Source organism: Pseudomonas sp. MD330_10, from assembly GCF_042610415.1.
Taxonomy (GTDB): Bacteria; Pseudomonadota; Gammaproteobacteria; order Pseudomonadales; family Pseudomonadaceae; genus Aquipseudomonas; species Aquipseudomonas rhodesiae.
In genome coordinates this window covers 26,026-52,423 of record NZ_JBHGZU010000012.1, presented here as the reverse complement: position 1 = coordinate 52,423, position 26,398 = coordinate 26,026, and the positions used below count along the sequence as shown (strand labels likewise).

The window sequence follows — 26,398 nt, the reverse complement described above, 5'->3', positions numbered from 1 at the left end:
TTAACTCGGTCAAAATGTGGGAGGGCGCTTGCTCCCGATGAGGGTGTGTCAGCCAGTGCATGTAATGACTGATCCACCGCTATCGGGGGCAAGCCCCCTTCCACATTTGGATCGCACTTCAATTAAACAACGGCGTTGTAGAACTGCTCGCTGCTTTTCTGCTCCACCAATGCCTGTTCGATCGCCGCCTGATGCACCTCATCGGCATGCTCTTCGCGGGCTTCCGGCTGGATGCCCAGGCGCGCGAACAGTTGCATGTCCTTGTCGGCCTGCGGGTTGGCGGTGGTCAGCAGTTTGTCGCCGTAGAAGATCGAGTTGGCGCCGGCGAAAAACGCCAGGGCCTGCATCTGCTCGTTCATGGCTTCGCGGCCGGCCGACAAGCGCACATGGGATGTAGGCATCAGGATGCGCGCCACTGCCAGCATGCGAATAAAGTCGAACGGGTCGATGTCATCGGCGTTTTCCAGCGGCGTACCGGCCACCTTCACCAGCATGTTGATCGGCACCGACTCGGGATGCTCCGGCAGGTTGGCCAGTTGGATCAGCAGGTTGGCGCGGTCGTCGAGGGACTCGCCCATGCCGAGGATGCCGCCGGAACAGATCTTCATCCCCGACTCGCGCACGTAGGCCAGGGTCTGCAGACGCTCGCTGTAGGTGCGGGTGGTGATGATCGAGCCGTAGAACTCTGGCGAGGTGTCGAGGTTGTGGTTGTAATAGTCGAGGCCCGCCTCGGCCAACGCGGCGGTCTGGTCCTGATCGAGACGACCGAGGGTCATGCAGGTCTCCAGGCCCATGGCCTTGACGCCTTTGACCATCTGCAGCACGTAGGGCATGTCTTTGGCCGACGGGTGCTTCCACGCGGCGCCCATGCAGAACCGGGTCGAGCCGATGGCCTTGGCGCGCGCGGCCTCTTCGAGGACCTTCTGCACTTCCATCAGCTTTTCTTTTTCCAGGCCGGTGTTGTAGTGGCCCGACTGCGGACAATATTTGCAATCTTCCGGGCAGGCGCCGGTTTTGATCGACAGCAGGGTCGACACTTGCACGCGGTTGGCGTCGAAATGCGCGCGGTGCACGGTCTGCGCCTGGAACAACAGGTCATTGAAGGGCTGCACGAATAGCGCTTTGACTTCGGCTAACGACCAGTCGTGACGCAAGTGGGCAGTGGTGCTGGCGCTCATGGGCGGTTCCTTGATTATGCTTTGGCAAACGCTGTGGGCAGGCAATACCCACAGGCACGACACGGATGCTCGGCATATTTAAGGAAGATTCATGCACTGTCAACTTGGATACAAACACCAGGTTTACAACTGGTTAAAAAACGAACACAGCTGTTTAATCTGCGATGAAACCACCGAATCAGCGCTTTGTGTGTGCAACGTCTGCGAAACCGAATTGCCGTGGCTGCTGGACCAGTGCGATGTCTGCGCCCTGCCCTTGCCGATGGAAGGGCTGACCTGCGGTCAATGCCAGAAAAAGCCGCCTGCGTTTAAACAGGTGATCGCGCCCTGGTCCTACAGCTTTCCGGTCGACAGCCTGATCAGCCGCTTCAAGCACCAGGCACGCTGGCCGTTGGGGCACATGCTCGCACGACTGCTCGCGCAGCATGTGCAGCACCGCTTCGACAACACTGACCTGGCGCGCCCCGACTGCCTGCTGCCGGTGCCCCTGGCCCGCAAGCGCCTGCGCGAACGGGGCTACAACCAGGCATTGATGCTTGCGCGCTGGCTCAGCCAAGACCTGGGCATCGCCCACGATGAACAGCTGTTGCTACGCCCCTATGAAACCCTTGCGCAACAGGCCCTCGACGCCAAAACCCGCCAGCGCAATCTGCGCGGCGCCTTCGCCCTTTGCGCCAATGCCCAGGTGCAGGGCCGCCATTTTGCCCTGGTGGACGACGTGCTCACCACCGGCGCGACGGCCCATAGCCTGAGCCGCCTATTGATCAGTGCCGGCGCCCGCCAGGTCGATGTGTATTGCCTGGCCCGCACGCCCAAGCCCGGCGGCTGACTTGACGGCGCTCGGTCTTGCCCGCAACGTTCGGTCGATCCCACTCAAGCGTATTGCCATGCCTTTGCCGACGCCCCTCAGCCAGCACATCATCCGCCGCCCCCAACGCATCGCGTTGCTGGCCCATATTGCCGAACAAGGCTCGATCACCCGCGCCGCCAAAAGCGCCGGCCTGAGCTACAAGGCCGCGTGGGACGCCATCGATGAACTGAACAACCTCGCGCAAAAGCCCTTGGTTGAACGCAATGTCGGCGGCAAAGGCGGTGGCGGCGCCAAGCTGACCATGGAGGGCGAGCGGGTGTTGCGCCTATATCAGCGCCTGCAAGCGCTACAGGCCCAAGTGCTGGCCTCGGACGAAGCCGCCAGTGACTTCAACCTGCTCGGCCGCCTGATGCTGCGCACCAGCGCGCGCAACCAGTTGCATGGCCGCGTGGACGCCATTGAGGCCCAGGGGCGCAATGACCTGATCCACCTGCGTCTGGCCGGCGGTGTGACAGTGAAAGCGCAAATCACCCACGACAGCACGCAACGGCTGGAACTGGAACCGGGCGTGGAAACCGTCGCCTTGATCAAGGCCGGCTGGCTGGAACTGCTTGCGGTCGATCAACCCGCAACACCTGGAAACAATTGCCTGAGTGGCTTGATCGACACCGTTCTCGACGCCGACGACGGCCCCAGCGAAGTGCGCATCAGCCTGCCCAATGGCCTGGTGCTCTGCGCTTTAGCGCAGACCAACGCACTTGCCGCATTGGGCGCGACGGTCGGCCAACCGATCCAGGTGCAATTCGCGCCGAGCCAGGTGTTGCTGGGGACGCCGGTGTAAGCGGCAGCTTTCTTCAAACTGCAACAATTTCGTCACGGCGGCTGCTTAAGGTGTTGGCAAAAAGCACTCAAGGAGCCCGAGATGAGCCTGTTAGAAGAGAACCAAGCCACCGACCTCGAACAGATGGTCGGCCTGACCCGCCGCCGCTTTATCGGGGCCGGCGCCCTGTGCGGCGCCGCGATGTTCCTGGGCGGCAACCTGCTCAGCCGTAGCGCCCTGGCGGTCAATGCCGCCAACGCCAGCCCACTGCTGGGGTTCGACAGCATCGCCGCCGCCACCAGCGACACCATCAGCCTGCCGCCAGGCTACAGCGCCTCGGTGCTGATCAGTTGGGGCCAGCCGCTGCACAAGAATGCGCCGGCCTTCGACCCGTCCGGCAACGGCACAGCGGTGGCGCAGGAGCAGCAGTTCGGCGACCACAACGACGGCATGAGCCTGTTCCCGTTCCCCGGCGACAACAACCGCGCGCTGATGGCGATCAATAACGAATACACCAACTATCGCTACCTCTACGCCCACGGCGGCGCGCCGCAATCGGCCGAAGAGGTGCGCAAGGCCCAGGCCAGCGAAGGCGTGTCGGTGATCGAAATTCGGCGCAAGGGCGACACCTGGCAGTTCGTTCAGGACTCACGCTACAACCGCCGCATCCACGGCAACACGCCGATCCGCCTGAGCGGCCCCGCCGCCGGCCATGAGTGGTTGAAGACCAGCGCCGACAAGTCCGGCAAGAAAGCCCTCGGCACCTTCCAAAACTGCGCCAACGGCATGACCCCCTGGGGTACCTACCTGACCTGTGAAGAAAACTTCACCGATTGCTTCGGTAGCAGCAACCCGCAGCAAGCCTTCGACGCCGGGCAGAAGCGCTACGGCGTGGTGGCGGCCAGCAAGGACATCAACTGGCACCTGCACGACCCGCGCTTCGACATGGCCAAGAACCCCAACGAACTCAATCGCCATGGGTGGGTGGTGGAAATCGACCCCTTCGACCCGCAATCCACCCCGGCCAAACGCACCGCCCTCGGCCGCTTCAAGCACGAGAACGCGGCGCTGGCGCAGACCCGCGACGGTCGTGCTGTGGTGTACATGGGCGACGACGAGCGCGGTGAATTCATCTACAAGTTCATCAGCCGCGACAAGATCAATCACAAGAACCCCAAGGCCAACAAGGACTTGCTCGACCACGGCACGCTGTACGTGGCGATCTTCGACGCGGGCGACGGCAACGCCGATCATCCTCGCGGCAAGGGCCAGTGGGTCGAGTTGACCCACGGCAAAAACGGCATCGACGCCAGCAGCGGTTTTGCCAGCCAGGCCGAAGTGCTGATCCACGCGCGCCTGGCCGCCAGCGTGGTCAAAGCTACGCGTATGGACCGTCCGGAATGGATCGTGGTCAGCCCCACCGACGGCCAGGTCTATTGCACCCTGACCAACAACGCCAAACGCGGTGAGGACGGCCAGCCGGTGGGCGGGCCTAACCCGCGCGAGAAAAACGTCTACGGCCAGATCCTGCGCTGGAAGGCCAATGCCGACGACCACGGCGCCGACGACTTCAGTTGGGACCTGTTCGTGGTGGCCGGTAACCCAGCGGTACACGCCGGCGCACCCAAGGGCGGCTCGTCGAATATCAACCCGCAGAACATGTTCAACAGCCCCGACGGCCTGGGCTTCGATAAAGCTGGACGTCTGTGGATTCTCACCGACGGCGACTACAGCAACAGCGGCGACTTCGCCGGCATGGGCAACAACCAGATGCTCTGTGCCGATCCAAACACTGGGGAAATTCGTCGTTTCATGGTGGGGCCGGTGGCGTGTGAAGTGACCGGCATCAGCTTCGCGCCGGACCAGAAAACCCTGTTCGTGGGCATTCAGCATCCGGGCGAAACCGGTGGCTCGACCTGGCCGGAGCACTTGCCCAACGGTAAGCCGCGTTCGTCGGTGCTGGCCATTCGGCGCGATGACGGCGGGATCGTCGGCGCCTGACACGGCCTTATCGGGGGCAAGCCCCCTCCCACATTTTGACAGGTGACTGCCTTCAAAGATGGGAGGGGCGTGCGCCCGATGACAATGGCACAGTCGCCCCCTATCTCCAGCCGCGTGCGTTACCATACCCGGCCGGACGCGGCGCCCTGCTGCGCGCAGGAGTTCGCATGGCCCACCCGTTTGAAACACTCACCCCCGATCTGGTGCTCGACGCCGTCGAAAGCATCGGTTTCCTCAGCGACGCCCGCGTGCTGGCACTCAACAGCTACGAAAACCGCGTCTATCAAGTGGGCATCGAAGACTCCGAGCCACTGATCGCCAAGTTCTACCGGCCCCAGCGCTGGACCAACGAAGCGATTCTTGAAGAACACCGTTTCACCTTTGAATTGGCCGAGTGCGACGTGCCGGTGGTGGCGCCGCTGATCCATAACGGCGAGAGCCTGTTCGAACACGCGGGGTTCCGCTTTACCTTGTTCCCCCGTCGTGGCGGCCGTGCGCCGGAGCCGGGCAATCTGGATCAACTCTATCGGCTGGGGCAGTTGCTGGGGCGTTTGCATGCCGTGGGCTCCACGCGACCGTTCGAACACCGCGAAGCGCTGGGAGTGAAGAACTTCGGGCACGATTCGCTGACCACACTGCTTGAGGGCAACTTCATTCCCAAGAGCCTGTTGCCGGCCTACGAGTCAGTAGCGCGCGACCTGCTCAAACGGGTGGAGGAGGTATACAAGGCCACCCCGCACAAGAACATCCGCATGCACGGCGATTGCCACCCCGGCAACATGATGTGCCGCGACGAGATGTTCCACATCGTCGACCTGGACGATTGCCGCATGGGCCCAGCGGTGCAGGACCTATGGATGATGCTCGCTGGCGATCGTCAGGAATGCCTGGGGCAACTGTCGGAATTGATGGACGGCTATCAGGAATTCCACGACTTCGACCCGCGCGAACTGGCTCTGATCGAACCCCTGCGCGCCTTGCGCCTGATGCACTACAGCGCCTGGCTGGCACGGCGCTGGGACGACCCGGCGTTCCCCCACAGTTTCCCGTGGTTCGGCACCGAGCGGTATTGGGGCGATCAGGTCCTGGCCCTGCGTGAGCAACTCTCGGCCCTCAACGAAGAGCCGCTGAAACTCTTCTGAGTGCTTTTAATGTGGGAGAGGGCCTGCCCCCTCCCACACAAAGCAAACCTCATGACCAAGCCAGTCCCATTGGTTGACAAATATCCTTACAATCGCGCTTTGTTAGCTGCCTAAGCAAGGATTTCGCATGCACGCCGCCAACCCCCGCAAAGGGTACATTCTGGGCCTGAGCGCCTATGTCATCTGGGGCCTGTTCCCGCTCTACTTCAAAGCCATCGCCAGCGTGCCCGCCGCCGAGATCATCGTGCACCGGGTGCTGTGGTCGGCGCTGTTCGGGGGCTTGCTGCTGATGGTATGGAAGCACCCTGGCTGGTTCCGCGAGCTGCGCGACAACCCCAAGCGCCTGGCGATTCTGGCACTGAGCGGTTCGCTGATTGCGGCCAATTGGCTGACCTATGTGTGGTCGGTCAACAGCGGGCGCATGCTCGAAGCGAGCTTGGGTTACTACATCAACCCGCTGGTGAACGTGCTGCTGGGTATGCTGTTGCTGGGCGAACGTCTGCGCCGCTTACAGTGGGTCGCCGTGATATTGGCCGCCGTGGGCGTGGCGCAACAGGTGTGGCAGGTGGGCAGCTTGCCGTGGGTGTCGTTGGCGCTGGCGTTGACCTTCGGTTTCTACGGGCTGATCCGCAAACAGGCGCCGGTCAAAGCATTGCCGGGGCTGGTGGTGGAAACCTGGATGCTGGTACCGATTGCAGTGGCGTGGCTGCTGTTCAACCCCAGCGCACATAGCGCGCAACTGGCATTCTGGAGCACGTCCGAAGCCTGGTGGCTGGTGGCCGCAGGCCCGGTGACGCTGATCCCGCTGGTGTGTTTCAACGCCGCCGCGCGGCATTTGCCTTACACCGCATTGGGCTTTTTGCAGTACGTCGCGCCCACATTAGTGTTGCTGGAAGCGGTGCTGCTGTTCGGCGAACACTTGGCGCCGAGCACGCTGCTGGCATTCGCTTTTATCTGGGCCGGCCTGGTGGTGTACAGCGTGGATGCCTGGCTGAGCGTGCGCAAACGCTGATCAAATAACGTACAAAACTCTGCAAGCCACAGCCTGTGTGGCTTGCAGCCATTCACCCCAAGGTTATCCACAACCTGGTCCCCGCCATTTGTGCACAAGCCATTGAAACTGCTCGTTTTTTGCTCAGCTGAGCAAGAGCCACGGCGGGCGTGGCCTGGCGAGGGGTCTCTACAGGTTATCCACAGGCCCATGCAAGATTTCCATGGATAACCCTGTGGCGATTACTCCTCGTGATGCAGCTCGACCATCAGGTCGTCGGCCAAGGTTTCCAGGGAGGCTTGCAACGTCTCAAGGGGCAAGCTCGAAGGCACCTGCAACAACGCTTCGGCGTTGAATAACAGGTCTCCGCTCATCGGTGCTGGAGTTACGCCGGTACTCAGGCTTTCCAGGTTGACCCCCTGGCGGCTCAACAACGCCGTGATCTCACGCACGATCCCTGCGCGATCATTGCCCACCAACGTCATCACGATGGGTTTGGACGCCGGCGCTGGCGCGGTGCTGCCCTCGCCCACCAGCACGCGGATGCCGTGTGTGGATAAGTCCTCCAACGCCCCCACCAACGCCTGACGATTGTCTGCCGGCACACTTACCCGCAGGATCCCGGCGAACTGCCCGGCCATATGGGCCATGCGGCTGTCCAGCCAGTTGCCGCCCTGGGCGGCGATGGTCTGCGCGATACGTTCAACCAGGCCGGGTTTGTCGGCGGCGATAATTGTGAGTACAAGATGGTCCATGGCGAAGCCCTCTGGAAGTCAGCCTACAAGGTGGACCCAGGGTGCCGCGAAAACAAATCGTGTACCATTTTTATATTTATCTGGAACAATCCTGTAACTTTTTGAGAACATACCGTTCTCCGCTGTGACCGTACGACCAAAGTGGGTCGCTAAACGACGTATTTAGTCTAATTTTCACAACCGCAAGTCATCATGTAGTATGCCCAACCGAGCACTACATAATGAAAATCCGAAACAGCGCATAAGCTCCGCAGAGTGAGGCAAGCAATGACTGAACACGTTCAAGTCGGTGGCCTGCAGGTCGCCAAAGTCCTGTTCGACTTCGTGAACAACGAAGCCATTCCCGGCACCGGCATCACTGCCGATCAGTTCTGGGCCGGTGCCGATAAGGTCATCCACGACCTGGCGCCGAAGAACAAAGCCCTACTCGCCAAACGCGATGATTTCCAAGCACGGATCGATACCTGGCACCAGACCCATGCCGGCCAGGCCCACGACCCGGTGGCCTACAAAGCCTTCCTGCAAGACATCGGATACCTGCTGCCAGAAGCCGCAGACTTCCAAGCCTCGACCCAAAACGTCGATGACGAAATCGCGCGCATGGCCGGCCCACAGTTGGTGGTGCCGGTAATGAATGCCCGCTTCGCCCTCAACGCATCCAACGCCCGTTGGGGTTCGCTGTACGACGCGCTGTACGGCACCGACGCCATCAGCGAAGCCGACGGCGCCGAGAAGGGCAAAGGCTACAACAAGGTGCGCGGCGACAAGGTCATCGCCTTCGCCCGCGCCTTCCTCGACGAAGCCGCGCCGCTCAGCGCCGGCAGCCATGTCGAGTCCACCGGCTACAAGATTGTCGACGGCAAGCTGATCGTCAGCCTTAAAGGTGGCAGCAACAGCGGCCTGCGCGACGACAGCCAATTGATCGGCTTCCAGGGCGACAGCGCCCAACCGATTGCGATCCTGCTCAAGCACAACGGCCTGCACTTCGAAATCCAAATCGACGCCAGCACCCCGGTCGGCCAGACCGATGCCGCCGGTGTCAAAGACGTGCTGATGGAAGCCGCGCTGACCACCATCATGGACTGCGAAGACTCCGTCGCCGCTGTGGATGCCGACGACAAAGTGGTGATCTACCGCAACTGGCTCGGCCTGATGAAGGGCGACCTGGCCGAAGAAGTGGCCAAGGGCGGCAAGACCTTCACCCGCACCATGAACCCCGATCGCGTTTACACCGGCGTGAATGGCCAGGACGTGACCCTGCACGGTCGTTCGCTGCTGTTCGTGCGTAACGTTGGCCACTTGATGACCATCGACGCGATCCTGGATAAAGACGGCAACGAAGTGCCGGAAGGCATTCTCGACGGCCTGATCACCAGCCTGGCGGCGATCCACAGCCTCAACGGCAATACCAGCCGCAAGAACAGCCGCACCGGTTCGGTGTACATCGTTAAACCGAAAATGCACGGCCCGGAAGAAGCGGCATTCACCAACGAGCTGTTCGGCCGCGTCGAAGACGTGCTGAACCTGCCGCGCAATACCCTCAAAGTCGGGATCATGGACGAGGAGCGCCGCACCACGGTCAACCTCAAAGCCTGCATCAAGGCCGCCAGTGAGCGCGTGGTGTTTATCAACACCGGTTTCCTTGACCGCACCGGCGACGAAATCCACACCTCCATGGAAGCCGGCGCGATGGTGCGCAAGGCGGCGATGAAGTCGGAAAAGTGGATTGCAGCGTATGAAAACTGGAACGTCGATATCGGCTTGAGCACCGGCCTGCAAGGTCGTGCGCAGATCGGTAAAGGCATGTGGGCGATGCCCGACCTGATGGCGGCGATGTTGGAACAGAAAATCGCTCACCCGCTGGCCGGCGCCAACACCGCGTGGGTACCTTCGCCAACGGCCGCCGCGTTGCACGCACTGCACTACCACAAGGTCGACGTGTTCGCGCGTCAGGCCGAACTGGCCAAGCGCGAACGCGCCTCGGTGGACGATATCCTGACCATTCCCCTGGCCAGCAATACCGACTGGTCCGAAGAGGAAATCCGCAACGAGCTGGACAACAACGCCCAGGGCATCCTCGGCTATGTAGTGCGCTGGATCGACCAGGGCGTCGGCTGCTCGAAGGTGCCGGACATCAACGACGTCGGCCTGATGGAAGACCGCGCGACCCTGCGCATCTCCAGCCAGCACATCGCCAACTGGCTGCGCCACGGCATCGTCAATCAAGCGCAAGTGATGGAAAGCCTCAAGCGCATGGCGCCGGTGGTGGACCGTCAAAATGCCGGGGATGCGTTGTATCGCCCGCTGGCACCGGACTTCGACAGCAACATCGCCTTCCAGGCGGCGGTGGAACTGGTGATTGAAGGGACCAAACAGCCTAACGGGTATACCGAGCCGGTGTTGCATCGCCGGCGTCGGGAATTCAAGGCTAAGAACGGCCTGTAAATAGAAAAGCCCTGATCGAGAGATCAGGGCTTTTTGTTTGAGGCTTGGGCTGACCGCAATGGCGCCATCGGGAGCAAGCGCCCTCCCAGCGTGGTCGGATGTAAGGTGAAATCAGGAAGCCATCCCCAACTCCCGCTTCACCAACCTCGCCAGTTTCACGCTATCAATCGGCTTGAGCAAAAAATCCACCACGCTCAAATGCATCGCATCAATGACATCCGGCGCTTCGGCGTCCCCGGACATGATGATGATCGGCAGCGCCGCGCGTGTGGATTCGCGCACTTGCTTGATCAGTTCCAGCCCGTTGCTGGGTTGCATGCGCAGGTCGGTAATCAACAAGCCGATGGAGCTGCTGGATTTCAACAAGTCCCACGCGCGCTCGCCACTGTCGGCGGTCATGCAGCGAATACCGTCCAGGCCCAGGATTTCCGCCAGCAACTCGCGCGCGTCCTTGTCGTCGTCGACAATCAACACGCGTTGTGGCGGCAGATCGGGCTCCAGCATCACGGCGCTGAGCGCCTCGCGCTCGGCATCACTCAAAATATCGTGGTCGGACATACGGTTCTCAGCGGTTCTAATCAATCTCCCAGCACTCGTCAGACATCTGCGGAAGGGCGAACAATGTGCACTTCGTCGGAAAGTTTGCCTAGTGGGCGTTCTACGGGGTTCGGACGATAAACATGTAGGGTTTTTCCCTAGCTCAGCGTCTTTTACACCGACCTAGACTTACGTCCAATGGGCACCCGCCGCGCAGGAGTCGACCATGCAGCTCGATAACGACAAAAAAACTGCGGTCACTGTTATGAGTAAAGCTGATGCCTTCGCCCAGGCGGGGAAAACTGCCGTGCTGCAAAATATCCAAGGCACGCTGCAGTTTCTACAACGCTTCCCGCCCTTCAACCAGATGGAAAACGCGCACCTGGCGTTTCTGGTGGAACAATGCCAATTACGTTTTTATGCCCCCGGTGACAGCATCCTCAAACCGTCGGGCGGGCCGGTCGAGCATTTCTACATCGTCAAACAAGGCCGCGTGATCGGCGAACGACCGGACACCACCGAGACCACCTTCGAAATCACCACCGGCGAATGCTTCCCTCTGGCCGCGCTGCTGGGCGAACGCGCCACGCGCACCGAGCACAAGGCCGCCGAAGACACGTTCTGCCTGCAACTGAACAAACCGGCCTTTATCAAGTTGTTCGCCCTTTCCAGCCCGTTCCGCGACTTCGCCCTGCGCGGCGTCAGCAGCCTCTTGGATCAGGTCAACCAGCAGGTGCAGCAAAAGGCCGTGGAAACCCTCGGCACCCAATACTCCCTCAACACGCGCCTGGGTGAATTGGCCATGCGCCATCCGGTCACCTGCAGCCCGCATACGCCCTTGCGCGAAGCAGTCACGCTGATGCACGAGCAGCAAGTGGGCAGCATTGTCATCGTCGACGACAACAAGGCGCCCCTGGGGATTTTTACCCTGCGCGACTTACGCCATGTGGTGGCCGGCGGCGTCAGCGATTTCAGCCAGGCCATCGACGTGCACATGACCCAGGCACCGTTCTTTTTGACGCCGGACCACAGCGCCTTCGACGCCGCCATCGCCATGACCGAGCGGCATATCGCCCATGTGTGCCTGGTCAAGGACCAGCGCCTGTGCGGCGTGGTGTCCGAGCGCGATCTGTTTTCCCTGCAACGGGTGGACCTGGTGCACCTGGCCCGGACCATTCGCAACGCCCCGCGCATCGACAACCTGGTGGCGATTCGCGGCGAGATCGGTCAGTTGGTCGAGCGCATGCTGGCCCACGGCGCGTCGTCCACCCAGATCACCCACATCATCACCCTGCTCAACGATCACACTGTGTGCCGGGTGATCGAGCTGAGCCTCGCCGAAAAAGGTGACCCTGGCGTGCCATTCAGTTGGCTGTGCTTCGGTAGCGAAGGCCGTCGCGAGCAGACGCTGTACACCGATCAGGACAACGGCATTCTGTTCGAGGCCAAGGACGCCGCCGAGGCCGCCGCGATCCGCGGCCGTCTATTGCCCCTGGCCCAACACATCAACCAGAGCCTGGCGCTATGCGGTTTCAGCCTGTGCAAAGGCAATATCATGGCCGGCAACCCGGAGCTGTGCCTGTCGCGGGCCGAATGGGCGCGGCGTTTTGCGGCGTTCATCCGCGAGGCGACGCCGGAGAACCTGTTGGGTTCGAGTATTTATTTTGACTTGCGCGTGGTGTGGGGCGACGAGCAAGGCTGCGAGGTATTGCGCCAGGGCATTCTCGATCAGGTCGCGGATAACCGTCTGTTCCAACGCATGCTGGCCGAGAATGCGCTGCGCCAGCGCCCCCCGGTTGGGCGTTTCCGTGACTTTGTGCTGACCCGCAAAGGTGGCGAAAAAGCCACGCTGGATCTCAAGGTGCAGGGTCTCACGCCTTTCGTCGACGGCGCGCGCCTGCTGGCCCTGGCCAACGGCATTCACGCTAACAACACCCTGGAGCGTCTGCGCCAACTGGTGGTCAAGGAGGTTATCGAACCGCTGGACGGCGCGGCGTATGAGGAGGCCTATCACTTTATCCAGCAGACCCGCATGCAGCAGCACCAACTGCAAAGTCGCGAAAACCAGCCGTATTCCAACCGCGTCGATCCCGACAGCCTCAACCACCTGGACCGGCGCATCCTGCGCGAATCCCTGCGCCAGGCCCAGCGCCTGCAAAGCAGCCTGACCCTGCGGTATCAACTGTGAGCCTGTTCGCCTGGCTGCGCGCGGCCAAACCCCAGCTCGATGCAACCCAACAACGGCGCTTGGCGCAACTGCCCAAACCCGCGCCGCTGAGTGAAGGCGCCTTGCGCAGCCAACGCTGGGTGGTGGTGGACCTGGAAACCAGCGGCCTGAACCTCAACCGCGACCAGGTGCTGTCCATCGGCGCGGTGGTGATCGAGGATGGCGCGGTGGACTTCTCCCAGTTGTTCGAGCGCACCCTGCAACGCCCCGAAACCAAACTCAGCCCCAGTGTGCTGATCCACGGCCTGGGGCCCAGCGCCATTGCCGCCGGCAGCGATCCGGTGGAAGCCTTGTTGGACTTTATGGAGTACGTCGGCGACAGCCCACTGCTCGCGTTCCACGCGCCGTTCGATCAACACATGCTGAGCCGCGCGCTCAAGGACAGCCTGGGTTATCGCCTGACCCACCCGTTTCTGGATGTGGCCGACATCGCCCCCCTGCTGTGCCCCGAGGCGCCAATCCGTGAGGCAGGGCTGGACGATTGGATCAAGCACTTCCACCTGGAAGTCGGCGAACGCCATCACGCCAGCGCCGACGCCTTGGCCACGGCGGAGCTGATGCTGATTTTGTTCAGCCGCGCGCGCCAGCAGTCAATCGATACACCGCTCGCGCTGCACACGCGGTTGAGCCAATGGAAACGCCGGCAACAGGCGCCATCGTTTTAATCTCATCTCCCGACAGACGCCAATTGCGCCTACCCCACGCCTCTGACACAATCGCGAATAATTCTCGTTAGTTTAAACCTCTTGTTTATTCGGTGATGCCTTGTCGTCGGTCCAGAACCCACACAGTGAGCGGGTTGGTGCGTTGTATCGAGACCATCGCGGCTGGCTGCTGGCCTGGCTGCGACGCAACGTGGCGTGCCCGAGCCGGGCCGAAGACCTGAGCCAGGACACGTTCATGCGCCTGTTGGGGCGCGACACGTTGCCGGAACCGCGCGAGCCAAGGGCATTTCTGGTGGCCATCGCCAAGGGCCTGTTGTTCGACTATTTCCGGCGCGCGGCACTGGAGCAGGCTTACCTGGCCGAATTGATGCTGATCCCGGAAAGCGAACACCCGTCCCCCGAAGCCCAGCAACTGATCCTCGAAGACCTCAAAGCCATCGACCGATTGCTCGGCACGTTGTCGAGCAAGGCCCGCGCGGCGTTTCTCTACAGTCGTCTCGACGGCCTGGGCCACGCGCAGATCGCCCAACGCCTCGGCGTATCGGTGCCCCGCGTGCGCCAGTACCTGGCCCAGGGCATTCGCCAGTGCTATATCGCACTGTATGGCGAGCCGACATGAGTGCAGTCGGCGCCAAACCGGTCTCGGCCCGCGTGCTGGATGCGGCGATTGCCTGGCAGTTGTCCCTGGATTCTGGCGACGGCAGTGCGGTCGAGCGTGAAGAGTTCAGCAAATGGCTGGCCAGCGATGAGGAACACGCCCGCGCCTGGCGCCAGTTGGGCATGCTCGACCAACGTTTCAGCATCGCCTCGGGCCCGGCGCGCGCCGCGTTGTTGCAGTCGCGTCAGGCCATCCGTCAACGGGTACGCAAGCTCGGCAGCGGCCTGGCGAGCATTGCGCTTATCTGCGGCCTGGGGTTATTTGCAGGCGAACGCTATGTGCCGATCCACTATTGGCTGGCCGACCAACGCACCGCCACCGGCGAGCAGCGCACGCTGAAACTGGCGGACGGTACCCAGATCAATCTCAACACCCACAGCGCCATCGACGTGCGCTTCGATGAAAAGCGCCGGCTGATCGTGCTGCAGGACGGTGAAATCCTCGTCGAAACCGGCCATAACGATGCGCGCCCGTTCTACGTGCAGACCCGCGACGGCCGCCTGCGGGCGCTAGGTACGCGGTTTATCGTCAAGCGCGAAGACGACGCCACGCGCCTGAGCGTGCTGCAGTCCGCCGTTGCAGCGCAGCCGGAGGCGCTGCCTCAGGAACAGGTGTTCAAAGCAGGCCAGCAAGTGCTGATGCGCAGCGACGGCCTCGGCCCGTCCCTGGCCGTCACCCCCGCCACGGATGCCTGGACGCGCGGCATGCTGGTGGTGGACAACGCGCGCCTGGGCGACGTGGTCGAGGAATTGAGTCGCTACCGCCCAGGCTATCTAGGCGTGGATAAAGACGTGGCCGACTTGCGCATCACCGGCAGTTTCCCGCTGCACGACACCACGCTGGCGCTCAATGCGCTGCTGCCGACGTTGCCGGTGCAAATCAGGCAGCACACGCCGTGGTGGGTGACGGTGGGTGCCAAGCGTTAGGCATCAGTGAGGCCTGGGTTGAGGCTATCGGGGGCAAGCCCCCTCCCACATTGACCTGAACAATATCCGATCAACTGTGGGAGGGGGCTTGCCCCCGATAGGCCTGCAAACACACCGAAAAATCCCCGGCAAAAAATATTTTCATCCAGCCCTATCACTTTTCGAATCTCGCTCGGCACATAGGCAATTGCGAATTACTTCCATTCAGGAGCCGCCCTATGTCCCGCACACTAGACACCCTGCTGCGCCCCAGTCTGTTGGCCGTGGCCATTGCCCTCGGCACACCGCTGATCACGCCTCAGCTATTGGCGGCCGAACAGGCCTCCAGCGTGCGTGCCTACAACTTGCCGGCGGCGCCTCTGGCCAGCACGCTCAACCAGATCGCTAGCCAGGCCGGCCTGGCGCTGACCCTCGATCCGGCCCTGGCCGCCGGTAAAACCTCCGCTCCTGTAAACGGCCAGTTCGATGCCCAGAGCGCGCTGCGCCAAGCACTGCGCGGCACGGGGTTGCAGCTGGAACAGAGCAGCGCCGGAACCTTCACCTTGGTGGCGATTCCGGACGGCGTAGTGGCGTTGCCGGAAACCAACATCACCGGGCAAGGCAGTTATGAAAGCGCATGGGGCCCGGCCCAAGGCTACCTGGCGACACGCACCGCCGCCGGCACCAAGACCGACACCGCCCTGGTGGAAGCGCCGCGCTCGATCTCCGTCGCCACCCGCCAGCAGATGCAGGATCGTAGCGTTCACACCCTCGACGACGCGGTGAAATACATGCCCGGCATCGTGTCCGCCAGCTACGGCAGCGACACGCGCTACGACTGGATGCGCGTACGCGGCTTTGAGCCGACGCAGTTTCTCGACGGCCTGCCACTGCCGCGTGGCGTGTATGCCAACCCGAAAGCCGAGACCTGGAACCTCGATCGCCTGGCCCTGCTGCGCGGACCGGCCTCGTCGGTGTATGGCCAGACTCCACCGGGTGGCCTGCTGGACATGGTCAGCAGCCGTCCCAGCGAGCAGGCCAGCCATGCGGTGCAAGTGCAGTACGGCAGCGACAATCACCGCCAGATCAACTTCGCCAGCACCGGCAAGATCGACGACGACGGCCAGTTTCTCTATGGCCTGAGCGGCGTGGTGCGCGACTCCGGCACCCAGGTCGATCACATCGACAACAAGCGCTACAACATCGCCCCCAGCCTGACCTGGAACATCGACCCCGACACCCGGCTGACCTTGCTGTCGCAGTTCACCCGCGACGATACCGGCACCACCAGCCAGTTCCTGCCGATCCAGGGCACCAAGATCAAATCGCCGCTGGGGGAGGTGTCCCACCACAAGAACCTCGGCGATCCGGACTATGAGTTCTACGACCGCACCTACTACGCCCTGGGCTACGCCTTCGAGCATCGCCTCAACGATACCTGGCAATTCAAGCAGAACCTGCGTTACACCAAGTCCGAGCTGTCGTTCCAGCAACTGACCGTGGGCTCCTACGCCTTCTCGCCGGCCGACGCGGCGGGCAATATCAGCCGGTCCACCACCAATGTGGACGAGAACATCGGCCAGTTCGCCGTGGACAACAACTTCCAGGCCGACTTTGCCACGGGGGACATCACCCACACCCTGCTGCTGGGCCTGGATCATCAGCGTACCGACACGTCCTATCTGTCGATCTTCGGTCTGGCCTCGGGCACCAATATTTTCAACCCGAGCTACGGGGGCCCGACCGTCCGTCCTGCGCGCTCCACAGCGTTCTATGACTACAACCAGAAAACCGTGCAAACCGGGCTTTACGTCCAGGACCAGATGGCGTTGGACAACTGGCGCCTGACCTTGGGCGGCCGTGAAGACTGGGTGCACCAGGGCACCACCTACTTCAACAAGAACGACGCGACCAACACTGACCGCAGCAAGAACTTCAGCGGCAACGCGGCCTTGAGCTACGTGTTCGACTCCGGTTTCGTGCCGTACTTGTCCTACGCCGAGTCGTTCCAGCCGGCGAGCAACGCCAGCGTCGATCCTGTGAAGTCGTACAAACCCACCGAAGGCAAGCAATGGGAACTGGGGGTCAAATACCACCCGCCCGGCTCCAACACCCTGCTGAGCGCGGCGGTCTATGACCTGACCCAAAAGAACGTGCTGGTGACCAGCTTCCAGGCCGGCGGCGTTTCAGTCACCGACCAGACCGGCGAAGTGAAGGTCAAGGGCCTGGAATTGGAAGCGGTGTCTGACGTAACCGATAACCTCAAGGTGATCGCCGCCTACACCCTGGCCAAATCCGAGGTGCAAAAAGGCCAATACAAAGGCAACCGCCTGCAACTGATGCCCAACCAGCAAGCGTCGCTGTGGACCGACTACACCTGGCACACCGGCGTGCTCGATGGCTTCGGCATCGGCTTTGGCGCGCGTTACACCGGCAACACCTACGGCGACCAGGCCAACACCTGGCTGGGTAAGGCCAACGCCTACACCGTGTTCGATGGCGCGGTGCATTACGACCTCGGTCGCCTGGACAACAGCCTCAAAGGCGCGTCGCTGAAGGTGAACGCCACCAACCTGTTCAACAAGGACTACCTGTCCACCTGCGATGGCAACTACTGCTACTTCGGCGACCAACGCAGCGTCGTCGCCAGCGCCACGTACCAATGGTGATCGGCGCAGAGGCTGCAGGCTGAAACATGAAAAGCACAACCATCCGCCGCTGGTCCTTCGTCCACACCTGGACCAGCCTGATCTGCACGGTGTTCCTGCTGCTGCTCGCCCTCACCGGCCTGCCGCTGGTGTTTCACCACGAGATCGACCATCTGCTGGGCAACGAACCCCAGCTCCAGCCGATGCCGGCCGATACGCCGCGATTGAACCTGGAACAACTGGTGAACAAGGCCCTGGCCCATCGCCCCGGAGAGGCCCTGCAATACCTGGCCTGGGATGAAGACGACCCGAACGGTGTGATCGCGATCATGGCCGCCACCGCCGGCACGGAGCCGAACGCGTCCCACACCTTCATGCTCGATGCGCGCAACGGCGACGCGCTGGAGATGCCCTCGGCCAATGGCGGTTTCACCTTGTTTTTGCTGCGCCTGCATGTGGATATGTTCGCCGGTCTGCCGGGCAAGCTGCTGCTGGCGTTTATGGGTGTGCTGTTTGTGTTGGCGATCATTTCCGGCACGGTGCTGTACCTGCCGTTCATGCGTCGTCTGAAATTCGCCAGCGTGCGCCGGGACAAAACCACCCGCCTGCGCTGGCTCGACCTGCACAACCTGATCGGCGTGGTTACGCTGACCTGGGCCCTGGTGGTGGGCGTGACCGGCGTCATCAGCGCCTGCGCCGACCTGCTCATCGCCGCCTGGCGCCAGGACAGCCTCACGGCCCTGATCGAACCGTACAAGGATGCGCCGCCGCTGACCTTACGCGCCCCGGCCAGCGAGTTGCTGAGCATCGCCGCACGCGCCGCACCCGGTATGCAGCCGGACTTTATCGCCTTCCCCGGCACGCGGTTCTCCAGCGAGCACCACTATGCGGTGTTTATGAAGGGCAGCACGCACCTGACTTCGCACCTGCTCACCCCGGTGCTGATCGACGCCAGCACCCTGCAGGTCACGGCGATCGCCGAACGGCCGTGGTACATGGACGCCATGGGCATGTCCCAGCCGCTGCACTTTGGCGACTATGGCGGCATGCCGATGAAGATCCTGTGGGCGCTGCTGGATGGGCTGACCATCGTCGTGCTGATCAGCGGGATTTACCTGTGGATCGCCAAACGCAGGGCGGGCAAGGCATGAGGCCGCGCCAGTCGAGTTTCTGGAAGGTGTTCGGTCTTCCGTTGGGAATCGGCCTGCTCAGCGCCGCCGGGCTGTTTGCGGCGTTATTGGGAGATGGTGGGTGGGATGCGTTGAGTTGGGTGGGGTTGGGTATACCAGCGGCCATTGGTAGTTGGGGGTTGTTCAAGGGGCGTGGCTGAGGACCTCATCGGGGGCTCGCCCCCTCCCACATTTTTGATTTGTTAACACATTCAAAGTGTGGGAGGGGGCTTGCCCCCGATGAGCCCTCAACCTGCCCCTCGCCAGCCACCGCGCGACCCTCTAGGCTAGCCACAATCAATCCAGAGGAATGCCCATGTCCACGCCCAGCATGACCTTGTTCCACAACCCTGCATCACCGTTCGTACGCAAAGTCCGCGTGCTGCTGCTCGAAACCGGCCAGCAGGACCGCGTGGCCCTGCACGCCTGCATGCCGACCCCGGTCAACCCCGATGCGCAGTTGGTCGACGGCAACCCGGTGGGCAAGATCCCGGCGTTGCGTCTGGCTGACGGCTCGGTGCTGCACGACAGCCGGGTGATCCTCGATTACTTCGACCACCAGCACGTCGGCAACCCGCTGATCCCCCGCGACGGCTCGGCACGCTGGCGCCGCCTCACATTGGCCTCGATGGCCGACGGCATCATGGATGCCGCCGTGCTGGTGCGCTACGAAACAGCCCTGCGCCCGGTGGAGAAGCACTGGGATCAGTGGCTCGACGAGCAGCGCAACAAAATCCGCCGCACCCTCGCCGAGCTGGAACAGAATGCCATCGCCGAACTGGCCAGCCACTTCGACGTTGCCGCGATCAGCGTGGCCTGTGCCCTGGGTTATCTGGATTTTCGCCATCCGGATATGCAATGGCGCGTGGACAACCCACAGCTTGCCGCCTGGTACGCCGACGTCAGCCAGCGGCCTTCGATGCAGCAGACCCAGCCACCGGCCTGACCTGCACACCGACCCAATGTGGGAGCGGGCTTGCCCGCGACTGCGGTATGTCATCCAGCACATCGGTTTCTGACCCCCCGCTATCGCGGGCAAGCCCACTGCCACAGTGGGCAGTGGTGACAGCAAGGAATGTGGCGATCCTTGTGGCTAACTGCGCCCCTACTTGTCGATCTTCGCGCAAGCCGATCATTGCACCGCCTCCAGATCAAACTGCAGCGGCTCGCTCGCCTTGCGCTTGCCCACCCCGTACCAGTCCAATTTGCGCGTGAGCACCATCACCGTGCCCAGCAGGCCGAACAACAACAGCGAACCCATCAGCAGCGCGTAATCCTCCGCACTCAACAACCCGTACAACAAGCCATACAACGCCGCGAGCCCCGCTGAGAACCCCAGGCCGTGGGCGACGCTGCGCAGCACATGGCACACATAGAAACCGATCAACACCACGCACGCACTCGCCGAGATCAGATACGCCAGGGCAAACCCCAGGTGCTCGGACAGCGACAACAACAGCAGATAAAAGAACGCCAGCGCCACGCCCACCAGGGCGTATTGAATCGGGTGCACCGCCAGGCTCTTGAGCACTTCGAACAGAAAGAAACCGGCAAAGGTCAGGGCGATAAACAGCAGCGCGTATTTGATCGCGCGATCGCTCTTGAGGTACTGGTCCACCGGATCGATGAAGTTCACGCCGAAGCTGCGGTTGTTGAAGTCGTCACAGCCTTCGCGGTCCAGGCAGGTTTGCAGGGCCTGTTCGAGGTTGGTGGAAAAGAATGAGGTCTGCCAGTTGGCGGTGAAGCCTTTGTCGGTGATGTCACGCTGGGCCGGCAGGAAGTTGCCGATAAAGCTGGGGTGCGGCCAGTTGGACGCCAGCGATACCTGACTGGTCTTGCCCACCGGCACCACTTGCAGTTGTTCGGTGCCTTGCAGGCGCAGGTCGAAGGCGAAGTCCACCACCGCCGGTTTTTTACTGTCCTGCTCCGGCAGCGTGACATGGACGCCCTCCCCCAGCCAATCCACTTGGGTGCCCGGCGAAAACTCCAGGCGTTGGCTGCCCAGCTCCAGCTTCAGGGCGTTTTCGATGCCACGGATATCGCTGATGCCCACCGCCAGAAACGCCGGTTCGAAGCGGTAGTCCGCGAAATTTTCGTTGATGCCCAACTGCGCGGGCAGCTCGAAGCGCCCACTGATGCGGCTATCGGCATGGAACAGCCGTGCCTGGTAAATCCCCCGGGCGCGCAGCTCGGTCTGCACCTGGCCGTCGAGTTCAAAACGGTCCGGCAGGAAATACAGGCGCCCGCGTTCTTCACGGGTTTCCTCGTAGCGCTTGTTGAGTTTTTCGTTGAGTTTCCATTCACGCACGGTCTTGCGATATGGCACCACCATGACCGGGCCGGTCAGGCGCTGGGCGAAGCTGGAACTGCGGGCGATGTCCATCACGACACCGTCGCGCAGTTGCTGGCGGTCACTGATGATGCCGTTGATCATCAACAACGGAATCAGTAACAGCAGGATCAGTAGCGCAATGGCGCCAAGTTTGAAAAGCAGGCTGCGGTTCATGGGGCTCTCCCTGTTTTGATGGGCAGAGCGTGAGCCGCACGCGTGGGGGTTTTATGTGGGTACTGTGGAGACTGTGTGGAGATGCAGCACCACCTGCACTCCACCCGGCACATTGCCGATCTGCAACGCACCGCCGTGTAGCTTCATCACTTCTTCAACGAAGTTCAAACCCAGGCCCGTGCTCTTGCGCCCACTGGCCGGACGCGGCAATGAATAGAACCGCTCACTCAAACGCGGCAAGGCATAGTCGGGAATCGGCGCGGCCTGGTTGAACAGGCTCACCTGCACATCGTTGTGCTGGCGGCTCGCACTGAAGCGCAACGTGCCACCCGGCGGGGTGAAATCCAACGCGTTATCCAGCAAGTTGCCCAGCGCCTGACGCAACAGGAACGGCTCGCCAAACACGTTCACATCCGCCGCAATCGCTTGCTCGACGTGTAACCCAGCGCCTTCGATGCGCGCACACTGGGCATTGAGCACATCGCTCACCAGGGCCGCCAGCGGGATGCTCACCTGCTCTTCCAGGCCCTGGCGTTGTTCGACCTGCGCCAGGTTCAACAGGCGTTCGATCAACTGCTGCAAGCGTGCGCTTTCGCTGTCGATATTGCCGACAAAACGCTGCTGTTGTTCGCGGGTCATGTCGCCCTGCAACAGCTCCGCCGCGCCGCGAATGGCCGCCAGCGGGCTTTTCAGTTCGTGGGTCAGGGTGTGTACGTAGTGTTCGACGTAGGCTTTGCCTTCCAGCTGTGTGCGCATGTGCTCCACAGCAGTGGAGAGTTGCTTGAGTTCGCCGCCCCGGTAGTGCGGCAGCTCGGCGCGGCGGCCCTCGCTGACGGCTTCGGCATAGGCGGTCAGACGGCGCAGGGCGGCGCTCACCCACCACGACAACAGCGCGCCGAGCAGCAACCCGAGGATGACCAGCCCGGCGCCGTACCAAAGCAGGCGCCGCTCGGTACGGTCGACATAGGGCTGCAACGAGCTGTTGGGCTTGGCCACGGTGACCACGCCGATGATCTGGCCGTTATCGCGGATCGGCGCGCCCACGTGCATCACCGACGAGGTGGCGTCCTCCGGGTTACTGCGGGTGGAACGCGCGCCGTATTCGCCGCGCAGGGTCAGGTAAACGTCGTTCCACTTCGAATAGTCCTGGCCCACCGCCACGCCGCTGGAGTCGAGCAACACGGTGCCGTTGGCGTCGGTGACGTAAATTCGATGGTTAACCTGGTTTTTCGGTAGCCCCCAGATGGTCGCGCCCGGCTGACGATTGCCGTAAGCCTTGAGCAGCGCGGGCCAGTGGCTCTGGCCGAGGGTGCCGTTTTTGACGTCATCGCGCAGGATCTCGGCCAGCAGGTTGGCGGTGTCCACCAGGGTTTCTTCGGTGGACTGGCGCACGCCGGGGCGGATTTCCTTCATCACGGTGCTGAGCACGAAATAGCCGGTCAGGCCGATAAACAGCGCGTACACCAGGAACATCCGCAGCCCCAGGCGCATCAGCTGTGGCTCGGGCTGTAGCTGTAGCCGAGGCCGCGGTGGGTCTGGATCGGTTCGGCTTGGGCGGCAATGCCGCGCAATTTGCTGCGCAGGCTTTTGATATGGCTGTCGATGTTGCGCTCGTAGCCGGCATCGGCAGGCACGCCCACGGCGTCGAGCAACTGTTCGCGGCTGAACACCCGCTCCGGTTGTTCCAACAGGCTTTGCAGCAGACGAAACTCATGGCGCGTCAGGCTCAAGGGCTGGCCGCGATAGGCGATCTGCATGCGCTCCAGATCCACCTGAAACAGCGCCGGCGCCACACCGGGGCCGACGCGTTTGAGGATCGCCTTGACCCGCGCCGCCACTTCCCTTGGGCTGAACGGCTTGACCACGTAATCGTCGGCGCCGATCTCCAGCCCCACGACCCGGTCGATCTCACCGTCGCGGGCACTGAGGAACATCACCGGCACTTCGCTGAAGCGGCGCAATTGCTTGCAGGTTTCAAAACCACTGATGTCCGGTAGGCCGATGTCGAGGATGATCAGGTCGGCCGGGGTCTTGCGCTGATGCTCCAGCGCCGCCTGGCCCAGGCTCAGCCAGGTGGTGCCGAAGCCCTCGCCTTGCAGGGCGAATATCAGCGTGTCGGCAATCGCCGCTTCGTCTTCGACAATCAGGATGTGGGGCATGGCAGTCCGTCAGCAGTCCGGTTTGTCGGCAGTGTACCGACGGGCCGGGTTCACCGCAGCGCCGAATTCACGCAGGGCCTTGGCACCGATCAGCAACGGGTAGTTGAAGCTGCTGCGGTCGGTGAGGTTGACCTCGACGGTGCGCTTGACGTTGCCCAGGCACATTTCCAGATCGATCACTGGGCGCTTGGCCACGCTGGCTTCATCTTTTTCGTCGTCTTCGTCGGCGCGGCTCTTGATCTTGCTGATGCGCGAGACTTTGTGTTCGAAGACCTTATCGGACGCGTCCTTGCCGCCCAGGCGGAAACGTACCCAGTCGTCGCCATCGCGGGTGAAGGTTTCGATGTCGCGGGCCGACAGCGAGGCAGTCAGCGCGCCGGTGTCCATCTTGGCCTTGAAGGTTTCGCCGATCTCCGGCAACTGGATGTATTCGTAGCGACCGTAGAGGGTCGGTTCGGCGGCCATGACCGGCAGGGCAACCAGGGCGAGGGAGGCAAGGAGCAGTTTCACGAAGTGATTCCTCGGAAAAGAAGTAGGCGGATTCTAGACCGCATAAGCGCTACTTAGTTAGATCACCCGGCGTTTTGTGATTTGGCCTCTAGACTCAAGCTGCTTATCATGGCCCGCCCACACAATTCCAAGAGTTGCTTATGCGCCGCCTGCTCACCGGCTGTTTGGTTACATTGCTGCTGTTACTCAATACGCTGGTCCTGATCGGACCGCTGATGGTGTTCGCCCTGCTCAAACTGGTGGCGCCTGGCCGCTCTCGGGACTACATGTCCTGGGCGGTAATGTGGATCGCCGAGACCTGGGCCGAGATCGACAAACTGATCTTCGCCCTGTGCATTCCGACCCAGTGGGATATCCGCGGCGGCGATGAGCTGCGCCGTGACACGTCGTACCTGGTCATCAGCAACCATCAATCGTGGGTGGATATTCCCGCGCTGATCCAGGCCCTCAACCGGCGCACGCCGTTCTTCAAGTTCTTCCTGAAAAAAGAGCTGATCTGGGTGCCCTTCCTTGGCCTGGCCTGGTGGGCGCTGGATTACCCGTTCATGAAGCGCTACACCAAAGCCTTCCTGGCCAAACACCCGGAATTGGCGGGCCAGGATTTGAAAATCACCAAACAGGCGTGCGAGCTGTTCAAGCGCCAGCCGGTGACGGTGGTCAATTACCTGGAAGGCACGCGCTTCAGCCAGGCCAAACATGCGCAGCAGACTTCACCGTTCAAGCGGCTGCTCAAGCCCAAGGCGGGCGGTGTGGCGTTTGTGCTGGCGGCAATGGGCGAACAGCTGGATGCGATTCTCGACGTGACCGTGGTGTACCCGTCGCAGAAGATCCCGGGGTTCTGGGACTTGATCAGCGGCGCGGTGCCGAAGGTGATCATCGATATCCAGACCCGCGAGCTGGACCCGGCGTTGTGGCAGGGGGATTACGAGAACGATCCGGCCTTTCGCCAGACCGTCCAGAGCTGGGTGAACCAGCTCTGGGAGGAAAAAGACGCGCGCATCGAGCACCTGCGCGCGCAGGGATAATCAGCTGCGGGTGCCCCAGGCTTGAGCCAGCTTACCCAGCACCGAACTGTTGGCGCCCTGGCTGCCCAGAAATTGCAGAATCACCGGGGCAAACTGGCCGACCATGCCACTGTCCATGCCCAAGGCGCTGAAGGCGGTGTTGAGGTCGTTGGTGTTTTTTACATTGCCGAGCAGGCCGTCCAGGCCGCTGGTCTTGCTGCCGCCGGTCTGGCTAAGCATGCCGCTCAAGGCTCCAAGGCTGCCGAGGGCATTGTTGCCCGACAACTGGTCAAGCCCTGGCACGCTCTGGCCCAACTGCGAATAATCTTTGCCGCTCAACTGATTGCGCGCCAGGCCGAGCATGGCGCCGGTGCCGCCGATGGCTTGCTCCGGGGTAACGTTCAACTGCGAGGTCAGGGTGCTCAGCAGGTCGGCCGTCTGGGACGACGGTGCGGCAGCAGCGGCTTTGTTGTTACCACCCTGCATACCCGCAATGGCATTGGCCGCGTCGCCCAGGCTGAAGCCTGCGGCCAGTGCGGGCCCGGCGGCCAGCGTCATCAGGCAGGACAGGGCGAAACCGCGTGAAATCTTCATGGATACAACCTCAGGATGTAGGGGCGAAAGCAGGGTTTTGACTGGGTAACCGGTCGGTTGTTCCGAGCCAGGGAGGAACCGATCCGGCCTAAGCGAGTCCATGAACTGACTACAAAATTTGTCAGGAAGAGACTTATGACTGCGATCCAACCCCAAGTGATTGAGCACAAGCCTCCATTCTGGAGCCGCCCTCGCCTGTTCCTCGGTGCCTGTGTCGTGGTGGTTGCCGGTATCGGCGGCGCGATCTACACCCAGGACAGCGTCAAATCCGCCGCCACCCTGGTGACCACCACCCAGCAGCCGGCCGCGCAGATCATGGCGCACAAAGACTACCTGGAAGTGCAACCCATCGCCGCTGCCGCCGCAGAGCCGGACAAGAGCCTGGAATTGTGGGCGATTCCCAAAGACGGCACGCCGATCTCCCTGGGCCTGTTGCCGGAGGACGGCAAAGGCATTATCGGCCTGAACCCACGCCAGCAAGCGTCCATCAGCAAACCGGTGGAGTTGATGGTGAGTTCGGAAACCAAAGGCGGCTCGGTGAGCAAACAACCGACCGGGCCCACTGTCTATCAGGGCGCACTGGCCAACCGCTGATATCCCAATACCACAAGCCAATGTGAGAGGGGGCTCGCCCCCGATGGCGTCGATTCAGTCACCTGTTTACTGACTGAAT

24 protein-coding genes are annotated in these 26,398 nt (G+C 62.1%); 16 read left to right on the top strand and 8 right to left on the bottom strand.

Annotated elements, in window-relative coordinates:
* Positions 1–122 precede the first annotated feature (122 nt).
* Positions 123–1,178, bottom strand: a complete 1,056-nt coding sequence (gene bioB, locus ACFZPT_RS18610) for a biotin synthase BioB (protein WP_034101112.1) — start codon at positions 1,176–1,178, stop codon at positions 123–125.
* Between the two features lie 91 nt (positions 1,179–1,269).
* Between bioB and ACFZPT_RS18605 the strand changes: the two genes are divergently transcribed.
* The 5 genes from ACFZPT_RS18605 (at position 1,270) to rarD (ending at position 6,964) form a co-directional block, all read left to right on the top strand.
* Entirely contained in the window at positions 1,270–2,007 is a 738-nt protein-coding gene (locus tag ACFZPT_RS18605) for a ComF family protein (RefSeq protein ID WP_034115296.1), read from the top strand.
* 58 nt (positions 2,008–2,065) lie between these two features.
* Positions 2,066–2,830 carry a TOBE domain-containing protein gene (locus ACFZPT_RS18600; protein ID WP_034101114.1) on the top strand — a complete coding sequence of 255 codons (765 nt, stop codon included), beginning with the start codon at positions 2,066–2,068 and terminating at the stop codon, positions 2,828–2,830.
* A gap of 81 nt (positions 2,831–2,911) precedes the next feature.
* A complete protein-coding gene (locus tag ACFZPT_RS18595; RefSeq protein ID WP_034101115.1) occupies positions 2,912–4,810 on the top strand; it encodes a PhoX family phosphatase in 1,899 nt (632 codons plus the stop codon).
* A gap of 167 nt (positions 4,811–4,977) precedes the next feature.
* Entirely contained in the window at positions 4,978–5,952 is a 975-nt protein-coding gene (locus tag ACFZPT_RS18590; RefSeq protein WP_034101116.1) for a serine/threonine protein kinase, read from the top strand.
* Between the two features lie 127 nt (positions 5,953–6,079).
* Positions 6,080–6,964, top strand: a complete 885-nt coding sequence (rarD, locus tag ACFZPT_RS18585; protein ID WP_034101117.1) for an EamA family transporter RarD — start codon at positions 6,080–6,082, stop codon at positions 6,962–6,964.
* Positions 6,965–7,185: 221 nt separating this feature from the next.
* Here the strand turns inward: rarD and ACFZPT_RS18580 are convergent, their stop codons facing one another.
* Positions 7,186–7,698, bottom strand: coding sequence for a glycine cleavage system protein R (locus tag ACFZPT_RS18580; protein WP_034101118.1), 513 nt, complete (start codon positions 7,696–7,698; stop codon positions 7,186–7,188).
* 267 nt (positions 7,699–7,965) lie between these two features.
* On the opposite strand from ACFZPT_RS18580, the gene ACFZPT_RS18575 reads away from it, so the two are divergent.
* Complete coding sequence (locus tag ACFZPT_RS18575) at positions 7,966–10,143, top strand: malate synthase G (protein ID WP_034115297.1); 2,178 nt, start codon at positions 7,966–7,968, stop codon at positions 10,141–10,143.
* A 111-nt stretch (positions 10,144–10,254) separates the two neighbouring features.
* Here the strand turns inward: ACFZPT_RS18575 and ACFZPT_RS18570 are convergent, their stop codons facing one another.
* Positions 10,255–10,701: a response regulator gene (locus tag ACFZPT_RS18570; RefSeq protein WP_034115298.1), complete on the bottom strand. Its 447-nt coding sequence runs from the start codon at positions 10,699–10,701 to the stop codon at positions 10,255–10,257.
* 244 nt (positions 10,702–10,945) lie between these two features.
* Between ACFZPT_RS18570 and ACFZPT_RS18565 the strand changes: the two genes are divergently transcribed.
* The 8 genes from ACFZPT_RS18565 (at position 10,946) to ACFZPT_RS18530 (ending at position 19,898) form a co-directional block, all read left to right on the top strand.
* Positions 10,946–12,868 carry a putative nucleotidyltransferase substrate binding domain-containing protein gene (locus ACFZPT_RS18565; protein WP_034115388.1) on the top strand — a complete coding sequence of 641 codons (1,923 nt, stop codon included), beginning with the start codon at positions 10,946–10,948 and terminating at the stop codon, positions 12,866–12,868.
* The gene (locus tag ACFZPT_RS18560) at positions 12,865–13,572 is read left to right on the top strand and encodes a PolC-type DNA polymerase III (RefSeq protein ID WP_034115299.1); all 708 of its coding nucleotides are present in this window, start codon (positions 12,865–12,867) and stop codon (positions 13,570–13,572) included. The genes ACFZPT_RS18565 and ACFZPT_RS18560 overlap by 4 nt, the downstream gene beginning before the upstream one ends.
* 100 nt (positions 13,573–13,672) lie before the next feature.
* Complete coding sequence (locus tag ACFZPT_RS18555) at positions 13,673–14,191, top strand: RNA polymerase sigma factor (protein WP_034101123.1); 519 nt, start codon at positions 13,673–13,675, stop codon at positions 14,189–14,191.
* Positions 14,188–15,156, top strand: coding sequence for a FecR domain-containing protein (locus tag ACFZPT_RS18550; RefSeq protein ID WP_034101125.1), 969 nt, complete (start codon positions 14,188–14,190; stop codon positions 15,154–15,156). Before ACFZPT_RS18555 ends, ACFZPT_RS18550 begins: the two co-directional genes overlap by 4 nt.
* Before the next feature lie 218 nt (positions 15,157–15,374).
* On the top strand, positions 15,375–17,804 hold the full coding sequence (locus ACFZPT_RS18545; protein ID WP_379555504.1) for a TonB-dependent siderophore receptor: 2,430 nt from the start codon (positions 15,375–15,377) through the stop codon (positions 17,802–17,804).
* Between the two features lie 26 nt (positions 17,805–17,830).
* Positions 17,831–18,934, top strand: a complete 1,104-nt coding sequence (locus tag ACFZPT_RS18540) for a PepSY domain-containing protein (RefSeq protein ID WP_034115301.1) — start codon at positions 17,831–17,833, stop codon at positions 18,932–18,934.
* Complete coding sequence (locus ACFZPT_RS18535) at positions 18,931–19,113, top strand: hypothetical protein (protein WP_034115302.1); 183 nt, start codon at positions 18,931–18,933, stop codon at positions 19,111–19,113. Before ACFZPT_RS18540 ends, ACFZPT_RS18535 begins: the two co-directional genes overlap by 4 nt.
* Before the next feature lie 155 nt (positions 19,114–19,268).
* The gene (locus ACFZPT_RS18530; RefSeq protein ID WP_034101130.1) at positions 19,269–19,898 is read left to right on the top strand and encodes a glutathione S-transferase N-terminal domain-containing protein; all 630 of its coding nucleotides are present in this window, start codon (positions 19,269–19,271) and stop codon (positions 19,896–19,898) included.
* Between the two features lie 186 nt (positions 19,899–20,084).
* Here the strand turns inward: ACFZPT_RS18530 and creD are convergent, their stop codons facing one another.
* Genes creD through ACFZPT_RS18510 form a run of 4 tightly spaced genes read right to left on the bottom strand, consistent with a single transcriptional unit; the run spans position 20,085 to position 24,127 of the window.
* Entirely contained in the window at positions 20,085–21,458 is a 1,374-nt protein-coding gene (gene creD / locus ACFZPT_RS18525; protein ID WP_034101132.1) for a cell envelope integrity protein CreD, read from the bottom strand.
* A gap of 51 nt (positions 21,459–21,509) precedes the next feature.
* Positions 21,510–22,949, bottom strand: coding sequence for a two-component system sensor histidine kinase CreC (creC, locus tag ACFZPT_RS18520; protein ID WP_034101134.1), 1,440 nt, complete (start codon positions 22,947–22,949; stop codon positions 21,510–21,512).
* Complete coding sequence (creB, locus tag ACFZPT_RS18515) at positions 22,949–23,617, bottom strand: two-component system response regulator CreB (RefSeq protein WP_034101136.1); 669 nt, start codon at positions 23,615–23,617, stop codon at positions 22,949–22,951. The genes creC and creB overlap by 1 nt, the downstream gene beginning before the upstream one ends.
* A gap of 9 nt (positions 23,618–23,626) precedes the next feature.
* Complete coding sequence (locus tag ACFZPT_RS18510) at positions 23,627–24,127, bottom strand: ATP-dependent zinc protease (protein ID WP_034101138.1); 501 nt, start codon at positions 24,125–24,127, stop codon at positions 23,627–23,629.
* 140 nt (positions 24,128–24,267) lie between these two features.
* On the opposite strand from ACFZPT_RS18510, the gene ACFZPT_RS18505 reads away from it, so the two are divergent.
* Positions 24,268–25,152, top strand: a complete 885-nt coding sequence (locus ACFZPT_RS18505) for an acyltransferase (protein ID WP_034115303.1) — start codon at positions 24,268–24,270, stop codon at positions 25,150–25,152.
* On the opposite strand, the gene ACFZPT_RS18500 is transcribed toward ACFZPT_RS18505, so the two are convergent.
* Entirely contained in the window at positions 25,153–25,725 is a 573-nt protein-coding gene (locus tag ACFZPT_RS18500) for a DUF2780 domain-containing protein (RefSeq protein WP_379555500.1), read from the bottom strand.
* A 135-nt stretch (positions 25,726–25,860) separates the two neighbouring features.
* Between ACFZPT_RS18500 and ACFZPT_RS18495 the strand changes: the two genes are divergently transcribed.
* Positions 25,861–26,319 (top strand): anti-sigma factor domain-containing protein, encoded by a 459-nt coding sequence (locus ACFZPT_RS18495; protein ID WP_034115305.1) that lies wholly within the window; start codon positions 25,861–25,863, stop codon positions 26,317–26,319.
* Positions 26,320–26,398 lie beyond the last annotated feature (79 nt).